This is a genomic window from Streptomyces sp. NPDC030799 (genome assembly GCF_055572255.1).
In genome coordinates, this window is record NZ_JBVIDS010000001.1 from 18,162 (window position 1) to 36,401 (window position 18,240).

The window sequence follows — 18,240 nt, forward strand, 5'->3', positions numbered from 1 at the left end:
CCGAGAACCGACCTCGGCAGACGCGGGGTGCGGTACTCCCTTTACTGCCGCACGCCGTCCCGGCATGTTCAGACCCCAGGCTCCACCCCCGGCAACACCCCCGTCCGGGCCACCTGCCCATACCACCGCGCGCTCGACTTCGGTGTCCGCTCCAGCGTCCCGTAGTCCACGTACACCGCCCCGAACCGCTTCCCGTAGCCGTACGCCCACTCGAAGTTGTCCAGCAGGGACCACAGGTAGTAGCCGCGGACGTCGGCGCCGTCGGTGATGGCCCGGCGGACCGCCGCGAGGTGGTCGTGCAGGTAGGCGATGCGCTCGGGGTCGTGGACGCGGCCGTCGGGGTCGGGTTTGTCGTCGTAGGCGGCGCCGTTCTCCGTGATGTAGAGGGGCAGACCCGGCGCCTCGCGGGTGTAGCGCAGGAGCAGGTCGTACAGGCCCGTCGGGTCGATCGTCCAGCCCATCTCGGTGCGCTCGCCCGGCGTCTGGTGGAACCGCACGTCGTCGGCGCCCGGCCAGGGGGAGTGGTCGCTGGCGCCGTGGCCGTCCGCCCGGGGACCCGCGGCCCCGCCGGACGCGGCCGAGACCAGGGCCGGGGTGTAGTAGTTCAGGCCCAGGGCGTCCAGCGGCACGTTGATCGTGCGTGTGTCGCCGTCGAGGACGTACGACCAGTCGGTGACCGAGGCCGTCGCCTCCAGCAGCGACGCGGGGTACGCGCCGTGCAGCATCGGGCCGTGGAAGACGCCGTTGGCCAGGTCGTCGATCCTGCGGGCCGCCGCGATGTCGGCGGGGTCCTGGGAAAGCGGCCGTACCACGGACGAGTTGAGGCTGATCGCGATCTCGTTCCGGGCCGGCATCACCGAGCGCAGGGCCGAAGCCGCCAGGCCGTGTGCGAGGTTCAAGTGGTGGGCGGCGCGCAGGGAGGCTGCCGGGTCGGTACGGCCGGGGGCGTGGACGCCGGAGCCGTATCCCAGGAAGGCGCTGCACCAGGGCTCGTTGAGGGTGATCCACTGCTCCACCCGGTCGCCCAGCGCCTCGCCGACCAGCCGGGCGTACTCGGCGAACCGGAACGCGGTGTCCCGCTGCGGCCAGCCGCCCGCGTCCTCCAGCTCCTGCGGCAGGTCCCAGTGGTAGAGGGTGAGCGCCGGCCTGATGCCCCGGGCGAGGAGTTCGTCCACCAGGCGGCGGTAGAAGTCCAGACCGCGCTGGACCACGGGGCCCCGGCCCGTCGGCTGCACCCGGGGCCAGGAGACCGAGAAGCGGTACGCGCTCAGGCCCAGCTCCGCCATCAGCGCCACGTCGTCGCGGTAGCGGTGGTAGTGGTCGACGGCGATGTCCCCGGTGTCACCGCCGGCCGTCCTGCCCGGCGTATGGCTGAAGGTGTCCCAGATCGAGGGCGTGCGGCCGTCCTCCCGCACCGCCCCCTCGATCTGGTACGCCGAGGTCGCGGCACCCCAGAGGAAGGCGGAAGGAAAGGTCACGGAGGTAACGGGTTCGGGCATGGAAGCGCTCCCATTGGGGGTCGTAGGAGACCTGGCGTAGTGCGGGGGAATGGAGAGGATCCGGAGGGGCCGGGGTGGTGGTGGCCCGGCCCCTGGGAGGGGTTCTCAGCCCTTGATCGCGCCCTGCATGATCCCGCCCACGATCTGCTTGCCGAACAGGACGAACGCGATCAGCAGCGGCAGCGTGCCCAGCAGCGCGCCCGCCATGATCACCGCCTGGTCCGGGACATAGCCGGTGCCGAGCGAGTTCAGGGCCACCTGCACGGTCGGGTTCTGCTGGTTCAGGGCGATGATCGGCCACAGGAAGTCGTTCCAGGCGAACACGAACGTCAGCAGGCCGAGTACGGCCATGGCCGGACGCGCCGCCGGGAAGACCACGTGCCAGACGATCCGGATGCTGCTCGCGCCGTCCACCCGGGCCGCCTCGATCAGCTCCGTCGGCAGCGCCTGCACCAGGTACTGCCGCATGAAGAACGTACCGAACGCGGTCACCAGGCTCGGCAGGATCACCGTCTGCAGCTGGTTGGACCAGCCGAGGTCCGACATCCACAAGTACAGCGGTACGACGGCCAGCTGCGGCGGGATCATCATCGTGCCGATGGTCAGCAGGAGCAGCAGGCCGGAGAAACGGAACCGCAGCTTGGCGAAGGCGAAGCCGGCCAGCGTGGAGAACAGCACCGTGCTCACCGTGATCGTGCCCGCCACGATCACCGAGTTGAACATCGCGGTACCGAGCCCCGCCTGGTCCCAGGCGCTCTGCAGGTTCTTGAACAGGTTGCCGCCGAACCACAGCGGCGGCGGGGTCTCGGCCAGCCTCCGGTCGGTGCGGGAGGCCGCGATGGCCGTCCACACCAGCGGGGCCAGGGAGACCAGCGCGAAGACGGTGAGCACGACGTACGTCACCGGACCCGCGTGCAGCTGCTTGCCCGCGCCCATTCGGCCCGGGCGGCGGGGCGCCTTCCGGGGCAGCGTCAGTTCACTGGTGGTCATTGGGACTTCCTCAGCCGTCGGGTGAGCAGCAGATTGACCGCGGCGACGAGCAGCAGGATCAGGAACATCGACCAGGCGATCGCGGACGCCTTGCCGAGGTTGCCGATGATCCAGCCCTGGTCGTACATGTACAGGCCGAGCGTCTGGAACTGGTGCTCCGAGCCGCCCTTGGACCCGCTGACGCCGCCGAACAGCAGCGGCTCACCGAAGAGCTGGGTCGCGCCGATGGTGGAGACCACGACCGTGAAGAGGATGGTCGGGCGCAGCTGCGGGATCGTCACATGCCGGAACTGCTGCCAGCGGTTGGCGCCGTCGATCGCCGCCGATTCGTACAGGTCGGTCGGGATCGCCTGCATGGCCGCCAGATAGATCAGCGCGTTGTAGCCGGTCCACCGCCAGATCACGATCGACGAGACCGCGAACTGCGAACCCCAGTCGGACTCGCGCCAGTTGACCGGGTCCGCCCCGAAGAAGTGCAGGATCCAGTTGACCATGCCGCCGTCCCACGAGTACAGCAGCGTGAACACCAGGGTCGCCGCGGCCACCGAGGTGGCGTACGGGGTCAGCATCACCACGCGCCAGACGGTCGAGCCGCGCAGCCTGTAGTTCAGCAGATGGGCCAGCCCGATCGCGGCCAGCAGCTGCGGCACGGTGGAGATGACCCCGATGGTCAGGGTGTTCTTCAGGGCGTTCCAGAAGAAGTCCGAGGACCACAGGTTCTGGTAGTTGTCCAGGCCCGCCCAGGTCTGGTGGTCCAGCGCGGACAGCTGCACGTGGTGCAGCGAGTACCAGGCCGTGTAGAGCAGCGGGACCAGGGTGAACGCCGCGAACAGGACGAAGAACGGGGACACGAACGCGTACGGCGACGCCTTCATGTCCCAGCGGTACAGCCGGCTGCGCCAGGAGTCGGCGCCCGCCGGCGTACCGCGACCGTGAGCGTCCCGGGCCGCGCCCGGCGGGGTGCCGGGCGCGGCGTCGGCGCTCGTCGCGGAGTGCGCGAGGGCCTGCTCGGGGCTGGTCACTGGCCGAGCACGTCCTTGATCTCCTTGGCCGCGGCGTCCCAGCCCTGCGCGGGCGACTTGCCCTTCTGCTCGACCTGGAGGATGCCGATGTCGCTGATCGCGTTGTCGATCGGCTTGTCCTTGGCGCCGAGGGGCTGTGCCGGGATGGTCTTCGCCGAGTCGGAGAAGATCTGGGTGATCGGGGCGCCCGAGAAGTACGCCGTGGTGTCGGCCTGCGGCTTCAGGGTCGGGTACACCGAGGGGGTCGACGGGAAGCTGGCCTGCTTGGCGAAGACCTTCGCCTGCTGCTCGGGCGCGGTCAGCCACTTCGCCAGCGCGACGGCCTCCTTCTGGTGCCTGGTCGCGGTCGGTACGCCGAGGAAGGAGCCGCCCCAGTTCGACGCCGCCGGCGCCGCCGCCACGTCCCACTTGCCCTTGCCGGAGTCACCGGACTTCTGCTCGATGTAGCCGATCATCCAGGCCGGGCAGGCGACGGACGCGAAGGTGCCGTTGGCGAATCCCTGGTCCCAGGTCGGGTCGAACTGCTTGAGCTTCGCCGACATGTCGCTGGTGGCGGCGGTCATGGCGGCGTCCCAGGCCTTCTTCACGCCCTCGGACCTGTCCCAGACGACGTTGCCGTCCTTGTCGTAGTACCGCTCGCTCGCGCCGCCCACCGCCGCCATGTAGACGGAGGCGGCGGAGTCCACGAACTTGGTGCCCTTGGGGGCCTTCTTCATGTACTGCTTGCCGACGTCGACGTACTTGCTCCAGTCGCCCTTCCACATCCGGGCGAGCTTGGTCCGGTCGGTCGGCAGCCCGGCCTGCTGGAAGAGGTCCTTGCGGTAGCAGATGGCCATCGGCCCGGTGTCGGTCCCGAGCCCGATGAGCTTGCCGTCCTTGGTGGTGGCCTGGGCGTTCTTCCAGTCCAGCCACTGCGACTTGTCGACCTCCTTGCCGAGGTCGAGGAACTTGTCCGCCTGGGTCTGCACGGCCTCGGTGATGTTGCCGATCTCGATGGCCTCGATGTCGTCCGTTCCGGAGCCGGCCTGGAGGCGGGTGAGCACCTTCGGCCAGTACACGTCGGTACGGGTGGTGACGTTCTCCTTGATGTTGATGTCCGGATGCTGCTTCATGTACTCGTCGTAGAGGCCGGCCTGCTTGTAGCCGAAGACACCGAAGGTGCCGATGGTCAGCGTGATCTTGCCCTTGCCGTTTCCGCCGCCGTCCGAGTCGTTGGACGAGCCGTCGTCCGCGTCCTTGGCACAGCCGGCCAGCAGCCCCGTGGTCAGCGCGGCCACGGCCGCGAGGGCCATCAGCCGCTGGGACCGGCGGATGCTCGTGCGCATTGCGTCCTCCTGTTGCCTGACGTGCCGACCCCCCGGCCGACTGCATGGAATCGGGCCCGTTCGTACGCGCTGCGGCTCGGGCGGGGAACGTGCGGGTTGTGTAGGTGTCAGGTACTGTGGGAGCGCTCCCACCAGTGATGTGTTGAAGAGTCGCCGGTTCGGCGCGGGGTGTCAAGGGAGCGGACATCGGCAAGCGCGTTCAGTTATCGGCCCGTTAAGGGGGCCGGTGTCCTCCGGTGTCTCCGGGCGCCGGTCGCCGCTCGGCCGGCCCGTCCGGCGGTCGGCCGGAGGCAGGGAACGGGGGCCCGGGGGCGCAGCCCCTGGGACGGCAACGGCAGCGAACGGTGCTGTTACATTCCAGCCAGCACCAGGAGTCGGTCGAGAGAGGCGGAGCCCATGGCAAGCCACGGAGCGCGGGGCCGCGGCGGGGGCCGGCCCACGCTCGAGGAGGTCGCCGCCCGGGCCGGGGTCGGCCGGGGCACGGTCTCGCGGGTGATCAACGGCTCGCCCCGGGTCAGCGACGCCACCCGTGCCGCGGTCGAGGCGGCCGTGGCCGAGCTCGGCTACGTCCCCAACACGGCGGCCCGCGCCCTCGCGGCCAACCGCACCGACGCCATCGCCCTCGTGGTCCCCGAACCCGAGACCCGGTTCTTCGCGGAGCCGTACTTCTCGGACATGCTGCGCGGTGTCGGCTCCCAGCTCTCCGACACCGAAATGCAATTGCTGCTGATCTTCGCGGGCAGTGACCGGGAGCGGCAGCGCCTCGCGCAGTACCTGGCGGCCCACCGGGTGGACGGCGTCCTGCTCGTCTCGGTCCACGCCGACGACCCCCTGCCCGACCTGCTGGCCCAGCTGGAGATCCCGGCCGTGATCAGCGGCCCCCGCTCGGCCGGCGAGACGCTCACCTCGGTGGACTCGGACAACTACGGCGGCGCCCGCTCGGCGGTGGAGCACCTGCTGTCCCGGGGGCGCACCCGCATCGCCCACATCACCGGCCGCCTCGACGTCTACGGCGCCCAGCGCCGCCTCGACGGCTACCGCGACGCCCTGCGTGACGCGGGCCGCGAGCCGGACGAACTCCTCGTCGTGCCGGGGGACTTCACGGAGGAGGGCGGTCGCCGGGCGATGACCGTGCTGCTGGAGCGGCGCCCGGACCTGGACGCGGTCTTCGCCGGCTCGGACGTGATGGCGGCCGGCGCCCGGCAGGTGCTGCGTGAGGCGGGCCGCCGTATCCCGGACGACGTGGCGCTGGTCGGCTACGACGACTCCGCCATCGCCCGCCACATGGATCCGCCGCTCACCAGCGTGCGCCAGCCCATCGAGGAGATGGGCCGCGCGATGATCGACCTGCTCCTCACGGAAGTCGCCGACCGCCGCCCGCCCCTGTCCCGGGGACTGGAGCGGCAGCACGCGGTGCTGCCCACGGAGCTGGTGACACGGGCGTCGTCGTAGGGCCGCGCGGGGGTCGGGGCCGCTGCTCGTCGTCGTGGTTGGCGGCGCACCTGGGCCGGGGCCCGGCACGGGGCCGGTGACGGCGCCCGCATGCCCGGCACGGGCGCTCGCAGAACAGCGTGGAGCTGCGGGACACGGGGGCGGCCACGGCGGCGACGAATCCGTTCCGCACCCTCGGCGGCTCGGTGGGCGTGGCCGTCCTCGGCTCGCTGTTCACCCGGGCGGTGCCTGCCACGGCCAGTACGGCACAAAAGAATCAGCCGGTGACCCGTCTCGCGACGGAGTCACCGGCTGATCGGTGAGGGTGAGTGACGGGACTCGAACCCGCGACATCCTGGACCACAACCAGGTGCTCTACCAGCTGAGCTACACCCACCACGACCGGCGGTGGAACTTGTCGTTTCCCCGACCGGCCGAGAAGAAGTCTACAGGGTCCGAAGGGGTGCTCGCGCACACGTTTTCGCGAGCCCCTCTTCTCAGCTGTGCTGCGCCGGCAGGACGTGTTTGGCGGCGATCGCCTTCGCGGTGTCGGAGTCGGGGCCGGGCTGCGGGACGAAGATGGCCTCGCGGTAGTAGCGCAGCTCGGCGATCGACTCGCGGATGTCGGCGAGGGCCCGGTGGTTGCCGTTCTTCTCCGGGCTGTTGAAGTACGCCCTCGGGTACCAGCGGCGGGCCAGCTCCTTGATGCTGGAGACGTCCACGATCCGGTAGTGGAGGTAGCTCTCCAGGGCCGCCATGTCCCGCTCCAGGAAGCCGCGGTCCGTGCCGACGGAGTTGCCGCACAGGGGGGCCTTGCCGGGCTCCTTCACGTATTCCTTCACATACGCGAGGACCTGCTGCTCGGCGTCCTGGAGGGTCGTACCGTTCTCCAGTTCGGCGAGCAGCCCGGACGCGGTGTGCATCTGACGCACCACCTCCGGCATCGTCTCCAGCGCCTGCTCCGGCGGGCGGATGACGATGTCCACCCCCTCGCCGAGTACGTTCAGCTCGGAGTCGGTGACGAGGGCGGCCACCTCGATGAGAGCGTCTTCGGACAGCGAGAGGCCGGTCATCTCGCAGTCGATCCACACCATGCGATCGTTCATGCGACCACCCTAAAGCGGGCCTGGGCTTTTGTGACGCCCTGTGCTGGCGCTGAGCATGCTGGGGGCCGCGCCGGAAACGGGGCTGCGCAAAAGAAAAGGGGGGCGAGTGCCTGCTCGCCCCCCTTCTCTCAGCTACCGCTCCGCGGCCCCGGCAGCAGCCCCACCGCCCCCGCCGCTGTGCGGCGGCTCTGCATCGGTACGCCGCTGTCGCGGTCCGGGTGCAGCACGGGTGCGTGGCCCATCGGGCCGGGGCCCGTCAGACCCATGGCCGCGCCCGGCTGGCCGGCGGCGTGCACCGGCGGCTCCGTGTCGGCCTGCCTGTCGCCCTGCGGCCTGCGGGCCCGGTAGGCGGCCCGGTAGGCGGCGGGGGACGAGCCGAGCTGGCGGCGGAAGTGCCCGCGCAGCGCGACGGGGGAGCGGAAGCCGCACCGGCCCGCCACCTCGTCCACGGAGTAGTCCGACGTCTCCAGCAGCCGTTGGGCCTGGAGCACACGCTGCGTGATCAGCCATTGCAGCGGCGCGCTGCCCGTCAGCGAACGGAACCGGCGGTCGAACGTACGGCGGCTCATATAGGCGCGTGCCGCCAGGGTCTCCACGTCGAACTGCTCGTGGAGGTGTTCCAGCGCCCAGGCGACGACCTCGGCCAGCGGGTCGGCGCCGATCTCCTCTGGTAAAGACCTGTCCAGATAGCGCTCCTGACCGCCGCTGCGGCGCGGTGGCACGACCAGGCGCCGGGCGAGCGCGCCGGCCGCCTCGTTGCCGTGGTCCGACCGCACGATGTGGAGACAGAGATCGATTCCGGCCGCCGTACCCGCCGACGTGAGCACATCGCCGTCGTCGACGAACAGCTCACGTGGATCGACGTGCACCGACGGATAGCGCTTGGCCAGCGTCGGCGCGTACATCCAGTGAGTGGTCGCCGGGCGGCCGTCCAGCAGTCCGGCTGCCGCGAGCACGAACGCGCCCGTGCACAGCCCGACGATCCGGGCACCCTCCTCATGCGCCCGGCGCAGTGCGTCGAGCGCTTCTTCCGGTGGCGGCGCGGTGATCGAACGCCAGGCCGGTACGACGACCGTCCCGGCGCGCGATATCGCCTCCAGTCCATGCGGTGCGGTGAGTTCCAGGCCCCCTGTGGTCCGCAGCGGACCTTCCTCTCCGGCGCACACCAGCAGTCGGTAGCGCGGGACGCCGGCGTCCTGGCGGTCGATTCCGAACACCGACAGCGGAATGGAACTCTCGAAGATGGGGCCGCCGCTGAACAGCAGCACCGCGACGATCTCCTTGCGGCGGCGCCCGGAAAGCTTCCGGGCCGCGGCTTCCGGCGCGGCAGTGGAGTCGTGGCTCATACTGCTAAGCCCCCCTCGGTGGTCGCGGCTCCTCGGTTGTGTCGCTCCTGCACGTTTCCCCTCGGTCCTGCACGAGTCCCCCGCCGTAAAGACAGTCAAGATCGAATCTACTGGCTCCCGCGGTCTCACGGTGACCAGTTCCACACGCCCCAGATTGTCGACATGACAACTTGGCGTGAAGCATTCGATCACGAAGCGTTGCACTCGCGGAGCGTGGAGGGAAGTGCGCCTTGTCGCAGTGGCCAAACCGCGTAGGGTGCGCAACTGCCCGTAGACCCTTTCCGTGCAGGTCGAACGGGGGTTGGAGGGTGGTTGGAGGGCCTGTGGGGCGACATTCAGAAGTTGGCTGAAAAGATACGTTCGGGGGTACGGAAACAGGTCAGTCGACCGGTGTCCGTCTGCGGGTGTGACGTCCGCCTCTTTGCTTCGGGCAACGCCTGCGGCCGCGCGCGTTCCGCTCGGCGCACCGCTCCGACCGGCGCAGCAGGATCCGGCACACGGCCGTGACGGCTGCCAGACCCAGCGCCGCGCCCGCCGCGCCGGCCAGCGAGGTGCCGTACCAGACCAGGACGACGGGGACGAGGACGCAGCTGAAGGCGGCCCAGCGGATCACATCACTCACGGTGTCCGGCGCGGGGTGCGGATCGGAGGTGGATCGGGGACGGGGCATCTCTCGTACTCCCTGTGGCGGTGGCTCACCCGGTTCAACGTCTGTTCGAGCGGTCGGTCACCGCCCGTACGTCTGTGAATCCTGAGCAAACCGCCTGTACGGGGCAGCAACCATTGCGTTACGGGCGCGGCTCGTGCATGCTCCGGTGAACCCCTACGGATGTCGGGGACCGCTTACGGAGCGTGCGCGGGATCTGGGCTCAGGAGGCGTGCCGCCGTACCCTTGGGGGTATGGGGTTGGGAAGATGTTTCCCGGACACAGCTCCGCCGCACACTGTCGTCCCACCCATAAAGGATCACAACGCCGAGACAGCCATGGCCGGTCACGAATTCTTCGAACCCGCGGACCGCAAGCGGCCGGTCGCCGACCCCACGGCGGCCGATCCCCTGGCGGCGGAAGCGTCACGCCCTTCCTGCGATCCCGCCTTCCGGCACGGAGTCGTCGTCGGCTTCGACGGCTCGACCTCCAGTGAGCGAGCCCTCGCCTACGCCATCGGCATGGCCCACCGCTCCCACTCCGGCCTGATCATCGTCCATGTCGCCAACCGGCTGCCGACCACCGTGTGGGCCGGCTGCGAGCCGCCCGTCTTCGTCGACGTGCCGGACCACCGCACCGAGGTCCTCGGTCTGGAACTGGCGTGCGCGGACTACCTGGCCGAGGTGCCGTGGATCCTCGTGGAGCGCGGCGGTGACATCTGCCACGAGCTGGAGGAGGTCGGCAAGGAGTACGAGGCGGACGCGATCGTCGTCGGCTCCACGCACGGCATCGTCGGCCGGATCTTCGGCTCCGTCGCGGGGCGGCTCGCCAAGCGGGCCCGGCGGCCCGTGATCGTCATTCCCTGACGCTCCCAACTCCCCGGAGCAGTACGGCGACTCCCTTTGTACAGCGCGAAACTACTCGCGCGTAGAGGTGGTTTGTGCCCTTGTGAAGGGCATATATCGGTCACCGCGCAACTGCACGACATGAAGGGAGCCCGCCGTGGACAACGGAAGTACTACGGTGGTCGGCCGACTCGCCCTGGGAATAACCCTGTTGGCGTTCGGCCTCGGTACGACAGGCGTGATCCACGGCGTGGCCGCGTCCGACGCCGTGTCAGTCGCCCATTACGTGGGCGGAGTTGCTCTGTTCCTGGTCGGCCTGCTGGCCTTCCGCGGCGGCGACGGCGTTTCCGGAACGGGCTTCGTGGCCCTCGGCGCGCTGTGGTTCACCTGGGCGGCCGGCGGTCACTCCTCCGCCGACGCGGCCGGGCTCTTCCTGCTCCTGTTCGCCCTCGTGGCGCTCACGTTGACCCTCGCGGGCGGGGACGGCCTGGGTCAGCTCATGCACGGGCTGCTGTTCCTGGCGATGCTGGTGCTGGCCGTCGCGGCCTTCGCCGACAGCTCTTCCCTGGCCAAGGTCGGGGGCTGGGTGGCCGCCGTCTCCGGTGCGGTGGCGTGGTACGCCGCCACGGCCGCGCTGGCGCACTGGCCGACGGCGCTTCCCGGGCGTGCTGCGGGCCGGGGGGTGACGGCCGCCGGCTGATGAGCAGCAGCACGGAAGGACCCCCGCGTGAAGGTGGCCACGCGGGGGTCCTTTCCGTTGTCGCGGATCTGTTGTCGCGGAATTACTCCACCGTCACCGACTTCGCCAGGTTCCTCGGCTTGTCGATGTCCCGGCCCAGCGCCTTCGCCGTGTGGTACGCCAGCAGCTGGAGCGGGATGCCCATCAGGATCGGGTCGAGCTCGTCCTCGTTCTTGGGGACGACGATCGTCTGGTCGGCCTTGTCCTGGTGCTGGTGGGCCACCGCGAGGATCTTGCCGCTGCGGGCCTTGATCTCCTCCAGGGCCGCGCGGTTCTTCTCCAGCAGGTCGTCGTCGGGGACGATCGCCACCGTCGGCAGAGCCGGCTCGATCAGGGCCAGCGGGCCGTGCTTCAGCTCGGAGGCGGGGTAGGCCTCGGCGTGGATGTAGGAGACCTCCTTGAGCTTCAGGGAGGCCTCACGGGCCACCGGGTAGCCCCGGACACGGCCGATGAAGAGCATCGAGCGGGCGTCGGCGTACAGCTCGGCCAGCTCCTTGATCTGCTCCTCCTGCTTGAGGATCTCGGTGATCTGCTCGGGCAGCTTGCGCAGGCCCTGGATGATCCGCTTGCCGTCGCGGACCGAGAGATCACGGGTGCGGCCCAGGTGCAGGGCGAGCAGGGCGAAGGCCACCGTCATGTTCGTGAAGCACTTCGTCGAGACCACGCACACCTCGGGGCCCGCGTGCACGTAGATCCCGGCGTCCGCCTCGCGGGCGATCGCCGAGCCGACGACGTTGACGACGCCGAAGACCTTGGCGCCCTTGCGCTTCAGCTCCTGGACGGCGGCGAGGACGTCGTACGTCTCACCGGACTGGGAGACGGCGACGTACAGGGTGTCGGGGTCCACGACCGCGTTGCGGTAGCGGAACTCCGACGCCGGCTCGGCGTCCGCCGGGATACGGGCCAGCTCCTCTATCATCTGGGCGCCGATCATGCCCGCGTGGTACGAGGTGCCGCAGCCGAGGATCTTCACGCGGCGGATCTGCCGGGCCTCGCGGGCGTCCAGGTTGAGGCCGCCGAGGTGCACGGTGGAGAAGCGGTCGTCGATGCGGCCGCGCAGCACGCGGTCCACGGCGTCGGCCTGCTCGAAGATCTCCTTGTGCATGTAGGTGTCGTGGCCGCCCATGTCGTACGACTCGGCCTCCCACTCCACCGTGGTGGGCTCGGCGGTGGTGCGCGTGCCCTCGGTGGTGTAGGTGCGGAAGTCGTCGGCCTTGAGCGTGGCCATCTCGCCGTCGTCGAGGGTCACTATCTGCCGGGTGTGGGTGACCAGGGCGGCGATGTCGGAGGCGACGAACATCTCCTTCTCGCCGATGCCGAGGACGACCGGGGAGCCGTTGCGGGCCACCACGATCCGGTCGGGGAAGTCGGCGTGCAGCACCGCGATGCCGTAGGTGCCCTCGATCACCCGGACCGCCTGGCGGACCTTGTCCTCCAGCTTCTCGGCCGTGGCGCGGGCGATGAGGTGGGTGAGCACCTCGGTGTCGGTCTCGGAGAGGAACTCGACGCCGTCCGCCTCCAGCTTGCGGCGCAGGTCGGCGGCGTTGTCGATGATGCCGTTGTGGACGACGGCGACCTTGTTGTCGGCCGACATGTGCGGGTGGGCGTTGACGTCGGAGGGGGCGCCGTGGGTGGCCCAGCGGGTGTGGGCGATGCCGGTGGTGCCCTTGAAGCGCGCCGGGACCTTGGCCTCCAGGTCGCGCACCCGGCCCTTGGCCTTGACCATCTTCAGGCCGGGCGCCTTCGGGGAGGTGACGACGATGCCCGCCGAGTCGTAGCCGCGGTATTCCAGCCGCTGCAGCCCTTCGAGCAGCAGCGGGGCCACGTCACGCTTCCCGATGTATCCGACAATTCCGCACATGTATAGGTATTCCTAGCCGTAGACGATGCGGCGCAGCTGCCTGAGCGTCAGCTCGGGCGGTGCCACCGCTCGGTACTTGAGGTCCGCCGAGATCTGTTCGAAGATCTCCGCGTTGACCAGGCCCTGGGCCTGCAGTTCACGGTGACGGCGACGGACGTAGCCCTCCGTCGACTCGTCGAAATAGGCGAGCACGTCCTGGATCACACGCAGCGCCTCGCCCCGGGCAAGGGGCGTGGACCGCGTCAGATGATCAACGAGTTCGTCGTGCACCCGGTAGATCCTGAGGTACGGGGCCACGGTTTCGCAAGGAGCGTGCCCGATTTCGGGCAGACGTCCGCCGTGAGTGCTGTTGGATCTCTGTTCGCAAGCTGTCCACTCTGTGTCTTGCATCTCGTTGCCCAGGCCCACGAGTTTCGGACGCCATGGACATTCCTCGTATGGGAGTACCCGAGAAGCTGGCCGAGCGCATGAGCATGGCCGAACAGCACGAGTACCTGCGCGCCAGATTCTCGCGGCGCAACCTGATCAGAGGCGGCGCCGTCACCCTGGGCGCCGTCGCGGGTGGCGCGTTCGTCCCGGGCGCCACCGCCCGGGCGGCCGTGCCGACCCAGCAGGCCGCCCCCGCCGCCGAGACGGTCGACGGCGCCCTCGTCGCCCCCTTCGGCCGCCACCTCGCCTACGGCAACGACCCCCGCACGGAGATGACCGTCTCCTGGCAGGTCCCGGTCGCCGTGAAGAAGCCGTTCATCCGCATCGGCGCCCACCCCTGGGACCTCTCCCGCAAGATCGAGGCCGAGGTCCGCAGCCTTTACACACCGGCCGGCGTCGGCGCGAGCGGCGACCACACGCAGTACTACCTGCACGCCCGGCTCACCCACCTGCGCCCGGGCAGGACCTACTACTACGGTGTGGGTCACGAGGGCTTCGACCCGGCCGAGCGGCACCTGCTGGGCACCCTGGGCACCTTCACCACCGCCCCCGCCCGCAAGGCGCCGTTCACCTTCACCGCCTTCGGCGACCAGGGCGTCAGCTACCACGCCCTGGCCAACGACAGCCTGATCCTCGGCCAGAACCCGGCCTTCCACCTGCACGCCGGCGACATCGCGTACGGCGACCCGGCCGGCCAGGGCAAGACCACCGACACCGGCTTCGACTCCCGCACCTGGGACCAGTTCCTGTACCAGACCGAGTCGGTCGCCAAGCAGATCCCGTGGATGGTCTCTTACGGCAACCACGACATGGAGGCCTGGTACTCACCCAACGGCTACGGCGGTGAGGAGGCCCGCTGGACACTCCCGGACAACGGCCCCGACGCCAGGAACCTGCCGGGTGTCTACTCCTTCGTCCACGGCAACACCGCGGTCATCTCGCTGGACCCGAACGACGTCTCCTTCGAGATCCCGGCGAACCTGGGCATATCCGGCGGAACCCAGACCACCTGGTTCGAGGCCCAGCTGAAGAAGTACCGGGCCTGTGACGACGTCGACTTCATCGTCGTGTTCTTCCACCACTGCGCGTACTGCACGTCCACGGCGCACGCCTCGGAGGGGGGCGTGCGCCAGGAGTGGGTGCCGCTGTTCGAGAAGTACCAGGTGGACCTGGTCATCAACGGCCACAACCACCAGTACGAGCGCACCGACGTGATCAAGGACAACAAGGTCACCAAGAAGCTCCCGATCGGCGGTACCGCCTACCCCGAGACCGAGGGCGTGGTCTACGTCACGGCGGGCGCGGCGGGCCGCAGCCTGTACGCCTTCTCCGCCCCGGACTCCTACGAGGGCCACGAGCACGAGGTGGACTCGGTCGCCTCCTTCATCAACACCAAGGACGGCAAGGTCAACGAGACGGTCACCTGGTCCCGGGTCCGCTACCTCAACTACTCCTTCCTGCGCGTGGACGTCACCCCCGCGCCGAAGGGCCGCCAGACCACCCTGACGGTGTCGGGCATCGCCGAGACCGGCGACCGCATCGACCACTTCACGGTGTCCCGCACGGCGAAGTGACAGTCCGGCGGGCGGTCCTCACATGCGCTTGAGGACCGCCTGCTTGGCCAGGGTGAACTCCTCCTCGGTCAGGACCCCGTCGCGGTGCAGTTCGCCCAGCTCGCGCAGGCGGCGCAGCAGGGCGTCGTGGTCGCTCCCGGCGGGCGCCCTGTCGAGCACCGGCGGATCCTTCGGCGTCTCCTGCCCCGCCGCGGCCGGATGTGGCAGCCGGGCCTGTACGGCGGCGGCCACCAGGGCCATCAGCGGGTCCTTCTTGAAGCCCCACAGCTCGACCGCGTTCGGGTCGTACTTGGCCGTCGCCGTCACCGGGGCACCGCGCACCCGGAAGCGCAGGTGCCCGTTCTCCAGACCGGCCGCCGGCTGCCACTCCACGCCGAGGACATCCGCGAGCGGGATGGTCCGGGTGCCGACGTTCGCCTTGGCGTTCTCGGTCTTCCAGTTCCACTCCAGCCGCACCCGCTCCCCGTCGAAGCTCGCCGTGCCGTCCCCGGCCGAGGCGGACACCGGCAGGGGCGGGCCCGGCAGCAGGTACTCGCCGACCGGGTCCGGTGAAACGCGGTCCAGCAGCAGGGCGTTGCGCACCTCCTCGGCGAAGTACTCGGCGACGCCGTACCGGTCGGACTCCACGGTCAGCTGGTAGGGGTCGTGCGGCTCGCCGAGCCGGCCGCCGGTGGCCTGCGTCAGCGGATCGGCCCCGTCCCGCAGCCGCAGCCGCAGCCGCCCCGACTTCCGCCCCTGCTCGAAGGAGACACCGGCCAACGCCCCCAGCGGCACGACGAGTTCGCCCAGCTCACGGCGGAGCAGGCTCACGTTCTTGTCCCGGCCCGGGGTGAGCCGCAGGGCATCGCCGTCGAAGGTCCAGGTGCCGTCCTTCTGGATGATTTCCGCCATGGAGGGATTGTTTCACCGGATCTGCGGGAGAGTGGTCTCGACCACAACTGAAGGGAGCGCATGTGAGACGCACACACAGCACGACTCCCCGAACCACCCGCATGCTCGGATCACTGCTGCTGGTGGCCGCGGCCGGTGTGTTCACGCTCGGCGCCGCACCCGCGGCACCCACGGCGACAGCGGCCGTCCCCACCCCGCTGGACCGGGTGATCCCGGCACCCGCCTCCGTCACGCCGGGCAAGACGCCGTACCGCATCACGCGGGCGACCGGCGTCCGGGTCGACGACTCGGCCGAGGTCCGCCGGATCGGCGCGTACCTCACCGGCATCCTGCGGCCCTCCACCGGCTATCCGCTGCCGCTCACCGACCACGGCGGCGGCATCCGACTCCACCTCGCACCGGGCGACTTCGGCGCCGAGGGCTACCGGCTGCACAGCGACGCGAGCGGCGTCACCATCACCGCGAGCGCCCCCGCAGGCCTCTTCCACGGCGTGCAGACCCTGCGTCAGCTCCTCCCGCCGGCCGTCGAGAAGAAAACGGTGCAGGCGGGCCCCTGGCAGATCGCCGGCGGCACCATGGAGGACCACCCCCGCTACTCCTACCGTGGCGCCATGCTGGACGTATCCCGGCACTTCCTCACCGTCGACCAGGTCAAGCGGTACATCGACCAGTTGGCCCTCTACAAGATCAACGAGCTGCATCTGCACCTCAGTGACGACCAGGGCTGGCGCATCGCCCTCGACTCCTGGCCGCGCCTGGCCACCTACGGCGGCTCCACGGAGGTCGGCGGCGGCCCGGGCGGCTACTACACCAAGGCGCAGTACCAGGAGATCATCCGGTATGCGGCCTCCCGCTACCTGGAGGTCGTCCCCGAAATCGACATGCCCGGCCACACCAACGCGGCCCTCGCCTCCTACGCCGAACTCAACTGCGACGGCATCGCACCCCCGCTGTACACCGGTACGAAGGTCGGCTTCAGCTCGCTGTGCGTGCCCGAGCAGGTCACCTACGACTTCGCGGACGACGTGATCCGGGAGCTGGCCGCCCTCACCCCCGGCCGCTACCTCCACATCGGCGGCGACGAGGCGCACTCCACCAGCCACGCCGACTATGTGACGTTCATGGACCGGGTGCAGCCGATCGTCGCCAAGTACGGAAAGACGGTCATCGGCTGGCACCAGCTCACCGGCGCGCACCCGGCCCAGGGCGCCCTCGCCCAGTACTGGGGCCTGGACAGCACCAGCGCGGCGGAGAAGGACCAGGTCGCCAACGCCGCCCGGAACGGCACCGGCCTGATCCTCTCCCCGGCGGACCGGATCTACCTCGACATGAAGTACACCAAGGACACCAAGCTGGGCCTCGACTGGGCAGGCCTGGTCGAGGTCAAGCGGTCGTACGACTGGAACCCGGGCACCTACCTCCCGGGCGCCCCGGCTTCCGCCGTCCGGGGGGTGGAGGCGCCCCTGTGGTCGGAGACCCTGAAGAAGTCCCCCGACATCGAGTACATGGCGTTCCCCCGCCTGCCCGGCGCCGCCGAACTGGGCTGGTCCCCGGCGGCGACGCACGACTGGGACACGTACAAGGTACGCCTGGCTGCCCAGGCCCCACGCTGGGACGCCCTGGGCATCACCTACTACAAGTCACCCCAGGTCCCCTGGCCCACGAGCTGACCACATACGGACGGGCACCCCGGAGGACCGTACTCCGGGGTGCCCGTCCGTCTGCCTGGGTGTCCTTGGGTATGGAGTCGAGACGGCGAGGCGGGAACTCCACGGCCCGTTGGCACGTTGCGAGGGCGAACTGATCTCTGATGTGTCACACGGCGGTGGTGCCGTCGTCGGGGGAGCAAACCATGGCCATGGTGGGGCTGTTCTGCATCGTCGGGAGCGACGTGTACCTGGGCGCGAAGCCGTCCGGTCTGGCTCCCGGGGTACGTCTGACCCCCGAGGGCGTGGTGGCCCTCGGCGACAGACAGTCCGGCCTGCACCTGTGGGAGGACGTGCGCGCCCTGACGGTGACGGACGTCCCCGTGAAGTCCCTGAAGCTGCAGGCCGGCGCGGTCAAGGACCTGGCCCTGGGCATGGTGCTGGACGTGGCCCTGTCCGGGGGTGTCGGCCTGACGGGCGAGGACCCGCCGATGATGAGGGTGTGCGTGGAATCGACCGACGGTGAGCACGAGTTGTCGGCGTACGCCGCCGCGGCGGTCGGTTACTCCCAGACGGAGGTCGACCTCTCCCGCGCTCTCCTGTCCCGCCTCACGGAGGGAGCCGCGACAATGGCGACGACGCTGGCGGCCATGTCGGAGTGGGGCCGCGCGCGGGAAGGCGGGTCGCCTCGGAAAGCGGAGCGGGAGGGGCTGTTGCGAGGGTGGGTGGGCTGACGCCTCGCCTGTGGCCTGTGTCTCAAGGGGTCCAACGCCTGCCATTGGGCACGGCTCGCCGTCCTGTCCGCCGCACCCGTCCTGGCTCTCGGCGTCACACGGGCATCTGTCTGGCGGTGAACCACTATTTCTGGAGGTCGTCGACGGCCTTCAGCA

General features: G+C 69.9%; 16 protein-coding genes and 1 tRNA gene. 6 read left to right on the forward strand and 11 right to left on the reverse strand.

The features are described 5' to 3' along the window. Window positions 1-68 precede the first annotated feature (68 nt). From ACZ41I_RS00075 to ACZ41I_RS00090, 4 genes are all read right to left on the reverse strand, one after another. Window positions 69-1,499, reverse strand: a complete 1,431-nt coding sequence (locus ACZ41I_RS00075) for a GH1 family beta-glucosidase (protein ID WP_468512790.1) — start codon at window positions 1,497-1,499, stop codon at window positions 69-71. Between the two features lie 105 nt (window positions 1,500-1,604). Beyond that, window positions 1,605-2,489, reverse strand: a complete 885-nt coding sequence (locus ACZ41I_RS00080) for a carbohydrate ABC transporter permease (protein ID WP_399768740.1) — start codon at window positions 2,487-2,489, stop codon at window positions 1,605-1,607. Continuing rightward, window positions 2,486-3,511: a carbohydrate ABC transporter permease gene (locus ACZ41I_RS00085; protein ID WP_363213954.1), complete on the reverse strand. Its 1,026-nt coding sequence runs from the start codon at window positions 3,509-3,511 to the stop codon at window positions 2,486-2,488. The genes ACZ41I_RS00080 and ACZ41I_RS00085 overlap by 4 nt, the downstream gene beginning before the upstream one ends. After that, on the reverse strand, window positions 3,508-4,836 hold the full coding sequence (locus ACZ41I_RS00090) for an ABC transporter substrate-binding protein (RefSeq protein ID WP_363213955.1): 1,329 nt from the start codon (window positions 4,834-4,836) through the stop codon (window positions 3,508-3,510). The genes ACZ41I_RS00085 and ACZ41I_RS00090 overlap by 4 nt, the downstream gene beginning before the upstream one ends. Before the next feature lie 396 nt (window positions 4,837-5,232). On the opposite strand from ACZ41I_RS00090, the gene ACZ41I_RS00095 reads away from it, so the two are divergent. Continuing rightward, window positions 5,233-6,288 (forward strand): LacI family DNA-binding transcriptional regulator, encoded by a 1,056-nt coding sequence (locus ACZ41I_RS00095; protein ID WP_468512791.1) that lies wholly within the window; start codon window positions 5,233-5,235, stop codon window positions 6,286-6,288. A 303-nt stretch (window positions 6,289-6,591) separates the two neighbouring features. On the opposite strand, the gene ACZ41I_RS00100 is transcribed toward ACZ41I_RS00095, so the two are convergent. The 4 genes from ACZ41I_RS00100 to ACZ41I_RS00115 form a co-directional block, all read right to left on the reverse strand. Then, a tRNA-His gene (locus ACZ41I_RS00100) sits at window positions 6,592-6,664 on the reverse strand. A 100-nt stretch (window positions 6,665-6,764) separates the two neighbouring features. Next, entirely contained in the window at window positions 6,765-7,373 is a 609-nt protein-coding gene (gene orn / locus ACZ41I_RS00105) for an oligoribonuclease (protein ID WP_363213957.1), read from the reverse strand. A 128-nt stretch (window positions 7,374-7,501) separates the two neighbouring features. Then, window positions 7,502-8,719, reverse strand: coding sequence for a helix-turn-helix domain-containing protein (locus tag ACZ41I_RS00110; protein WP_363213958.1), 1,218 nt, complete (start codon window positions 8,717-8,719; stop codon window positions 7,502-7,504). Between the two features lie 379 nt (window positions 8,720-9,098). After that, entirely contained in the window at window positions 9,099-9,389 is a 291-nt protein-coding gene (locus tag ACZ41I_RS00115; RefSeq protein WP_363213959.1) for a hypothetical protein, read from the reverse strand. 314 nt (window positions 9,390-9,703) lie between these two features. Between ACZ41I_RS00115 and ACZ41I_RS00120 the strand changes: the two genes are divergently transcribed. After that, entirely contained in the window at window positions 9,704-10,231 is a 528-nt protein-coding gene (locus tag ACZ41I_RS00120; protein ID WP_399768749.1) for a universal stress protein, read from the forward strand. A gap of 136 nt (window positions 10,232-10,367) precedes the next feature. Further along, a complete protein-coding gene (locus ACZ41I_RS00125) occupies window positions 10,368-10,910 on the forward strand; it encodes a GPR1/FUN34/YaaH family transporter (RefSeq protein WP_399768751.1) in 543 nt (180 codons plus the stop codon). Between the two features lie 82 nt (window positions 10,911-10,992). Here ACZ41I_RS00125 and glmS read toward each other — a convergent pair whose 3' ends face one another. Then, the gene (glmS, locus tag ACZ41I_RS00130; RefSeq protein WP_363213962.1) at window positions 10,993-12,810 is read right to left on the reverse strand and encodes a glutamine--fructose-6-phosphate transaminase (isomerizing); all 1,818 of its coding nucleotides are present in this window, start codon (window positions 12,808-12,810) and stop codon (window positions 10,993-10,995) included. 12 nt (window positions 12,811-12,822) lie between these two features. Further along, a complete protein-coding gene (locus ACZ41I_RS00135) occupies window positions 12,823-13,080 on the reverse strand; it encodes a hypothetical protein (protein WP_363214048.1) in 258 nt (85 codons plus the stop codon). 167 nt (window positions 13,081-13,247) lie between these two features. Here ACZ41I_RS00135 and ACZ41I_RS00140 point away from each other — a divergent pair, with 167 nt between their 5' ends. Continuing rightward, on the forward strand, window positions 13,248-14,813 hold the full coding sequence (locus ACZ41I_RS00140; RefSeq protein ID WP_468512792.1) for a purple acid phosphatase family protein: 1,566 nt from the start codon (window positions 13,248-13,250) through the stop codon (window positions 14,811-14,813). 18 nt (window positions 14,814-14,831) lie between these two features. Here the strand turns inward: ACZ41I_RS00140 and ACZ41I_RS00145 are convergent, their stop codons facing one another. Next, entirely contained in the window at window positions 14,832-15,704 is an 873-nt protein-coding gene (locus tag ACZ41I_RS00145; RefSeq protein WP_363213964.1) for a DUF4429 domain-containing protein, read from the reverse strand. 62 nt (window positions 15,705-15,766) lie between these two features. Between ACZ41I_RS00145 and ACZ41I_RS00150 the strand changes: the two genes are divergently transcribed. Continuing rightward, a complete protein-coding gene (locus ACZ41I_RS00150) occupies window positions 15,767-17,374 on the forward strand; it encodes a beta-N-acetylhexosaminidase (protein WP_468512793.1) in 1,608 nt (535 codons plus the stop codon). A gap of 182 nt (window positions 17,375-17,556) precedes the next feature. Further along, on the forward strand, window positions 17,557-18,084 hold the full coding sequence (locus ACZ41I_RS00155) for a hypothetical protein (protein WP_468512794.1): 528 nt from the start codon (window positions 17,557-17,559) through the stop codon (window positions 18,082-18,084). Window positions 18,085-18,240: the final 156 nt, after the last annotated feature.

Coding starts and splice junctions, on each gene's coding strand:
- ACZ41I_RS00120 (WP_399768749.1), top strand. CDS start 9,704: ATGGCCGGTCACGAATTCTTCGAACCCGCGGACCGCAAGCGGCCGGTC.
- ACZ41I_RS00090 (WP_363213955.1), bottom strand. CDS start 4,836: ATGCGCACGAGCATCCGCCGGTCCCAGCGGCTGATGGCCCTCGCGGCC.
- ACZ41I_RS00155 (WP_468512794.1), top strand. CDS start 17,557: ATGGCCATGGTGGGGCTGTTCTGCATCGTCGGGAGCGACGTGTACCTG.
- glmS (WP_363213962.1), bottom strand. CDS start 12,810: ATGTGCGGAATTGTCGGATACATCGGGAAGCGTGACGTGGCCCCGCTG.
- ACZ41I_RS00115 (WP_363213959.1), bottom strand. CDS start 9,389: ATGCCCCGTCCCCGATCCACCTCCGATCCGCACCCCGCGCCGGACACC.
- ACZ41I_RS00140 (WP_468512792.1), top strand. CDS start 13,248: ATGGGAGTACCCGAGAAGCTGGCCGAGCGCATGAGCATGGCCGAACAG.
- ACZ41I_RS00145 (WP_363213964.1), bottom strand. CDS start 15,704: ATGGCGGAAATCATCCAGAAGGACGGCACCTGGACCTTCGACGGCGAT.
- ACZ41I_RS00110 (WP_363213958.1), bottom strand. CDS start 8,719: ATGAGCCACGACTCCACTGCCGCGCCGGAAGCCGCGGCCCGGAAGCTT.
- ACZ41I_RS00080 (WP_399768740.1), bottom strand. CDS start 2,489: ATGACCACCAGTGAACTGACGCTGCCCCGGAAGGCGCCCCGCCGCCCG.
- ACZ41I_RS00095 (WP_468512791.1), top strand. CDS start 5,233: ATGGCAAGCCACGGAGCGCGGGGCCGCGGCGGGGGCCGGCCCACGCTC.
- orn (WP_363213957.1), bottom strand. CDS start 7,373: ATGAACGATCGCATGGTGTGGATCGACTGCGAGATGACCGGCCTCTCG.
- ACZ41I_RS00075 (WP_468512790.1), bottom strand. CDS start 1,499: ATGCCCGAACCCGTTACCTCCGTGACCTTTCCTTCCGCCTTCCTCTGG.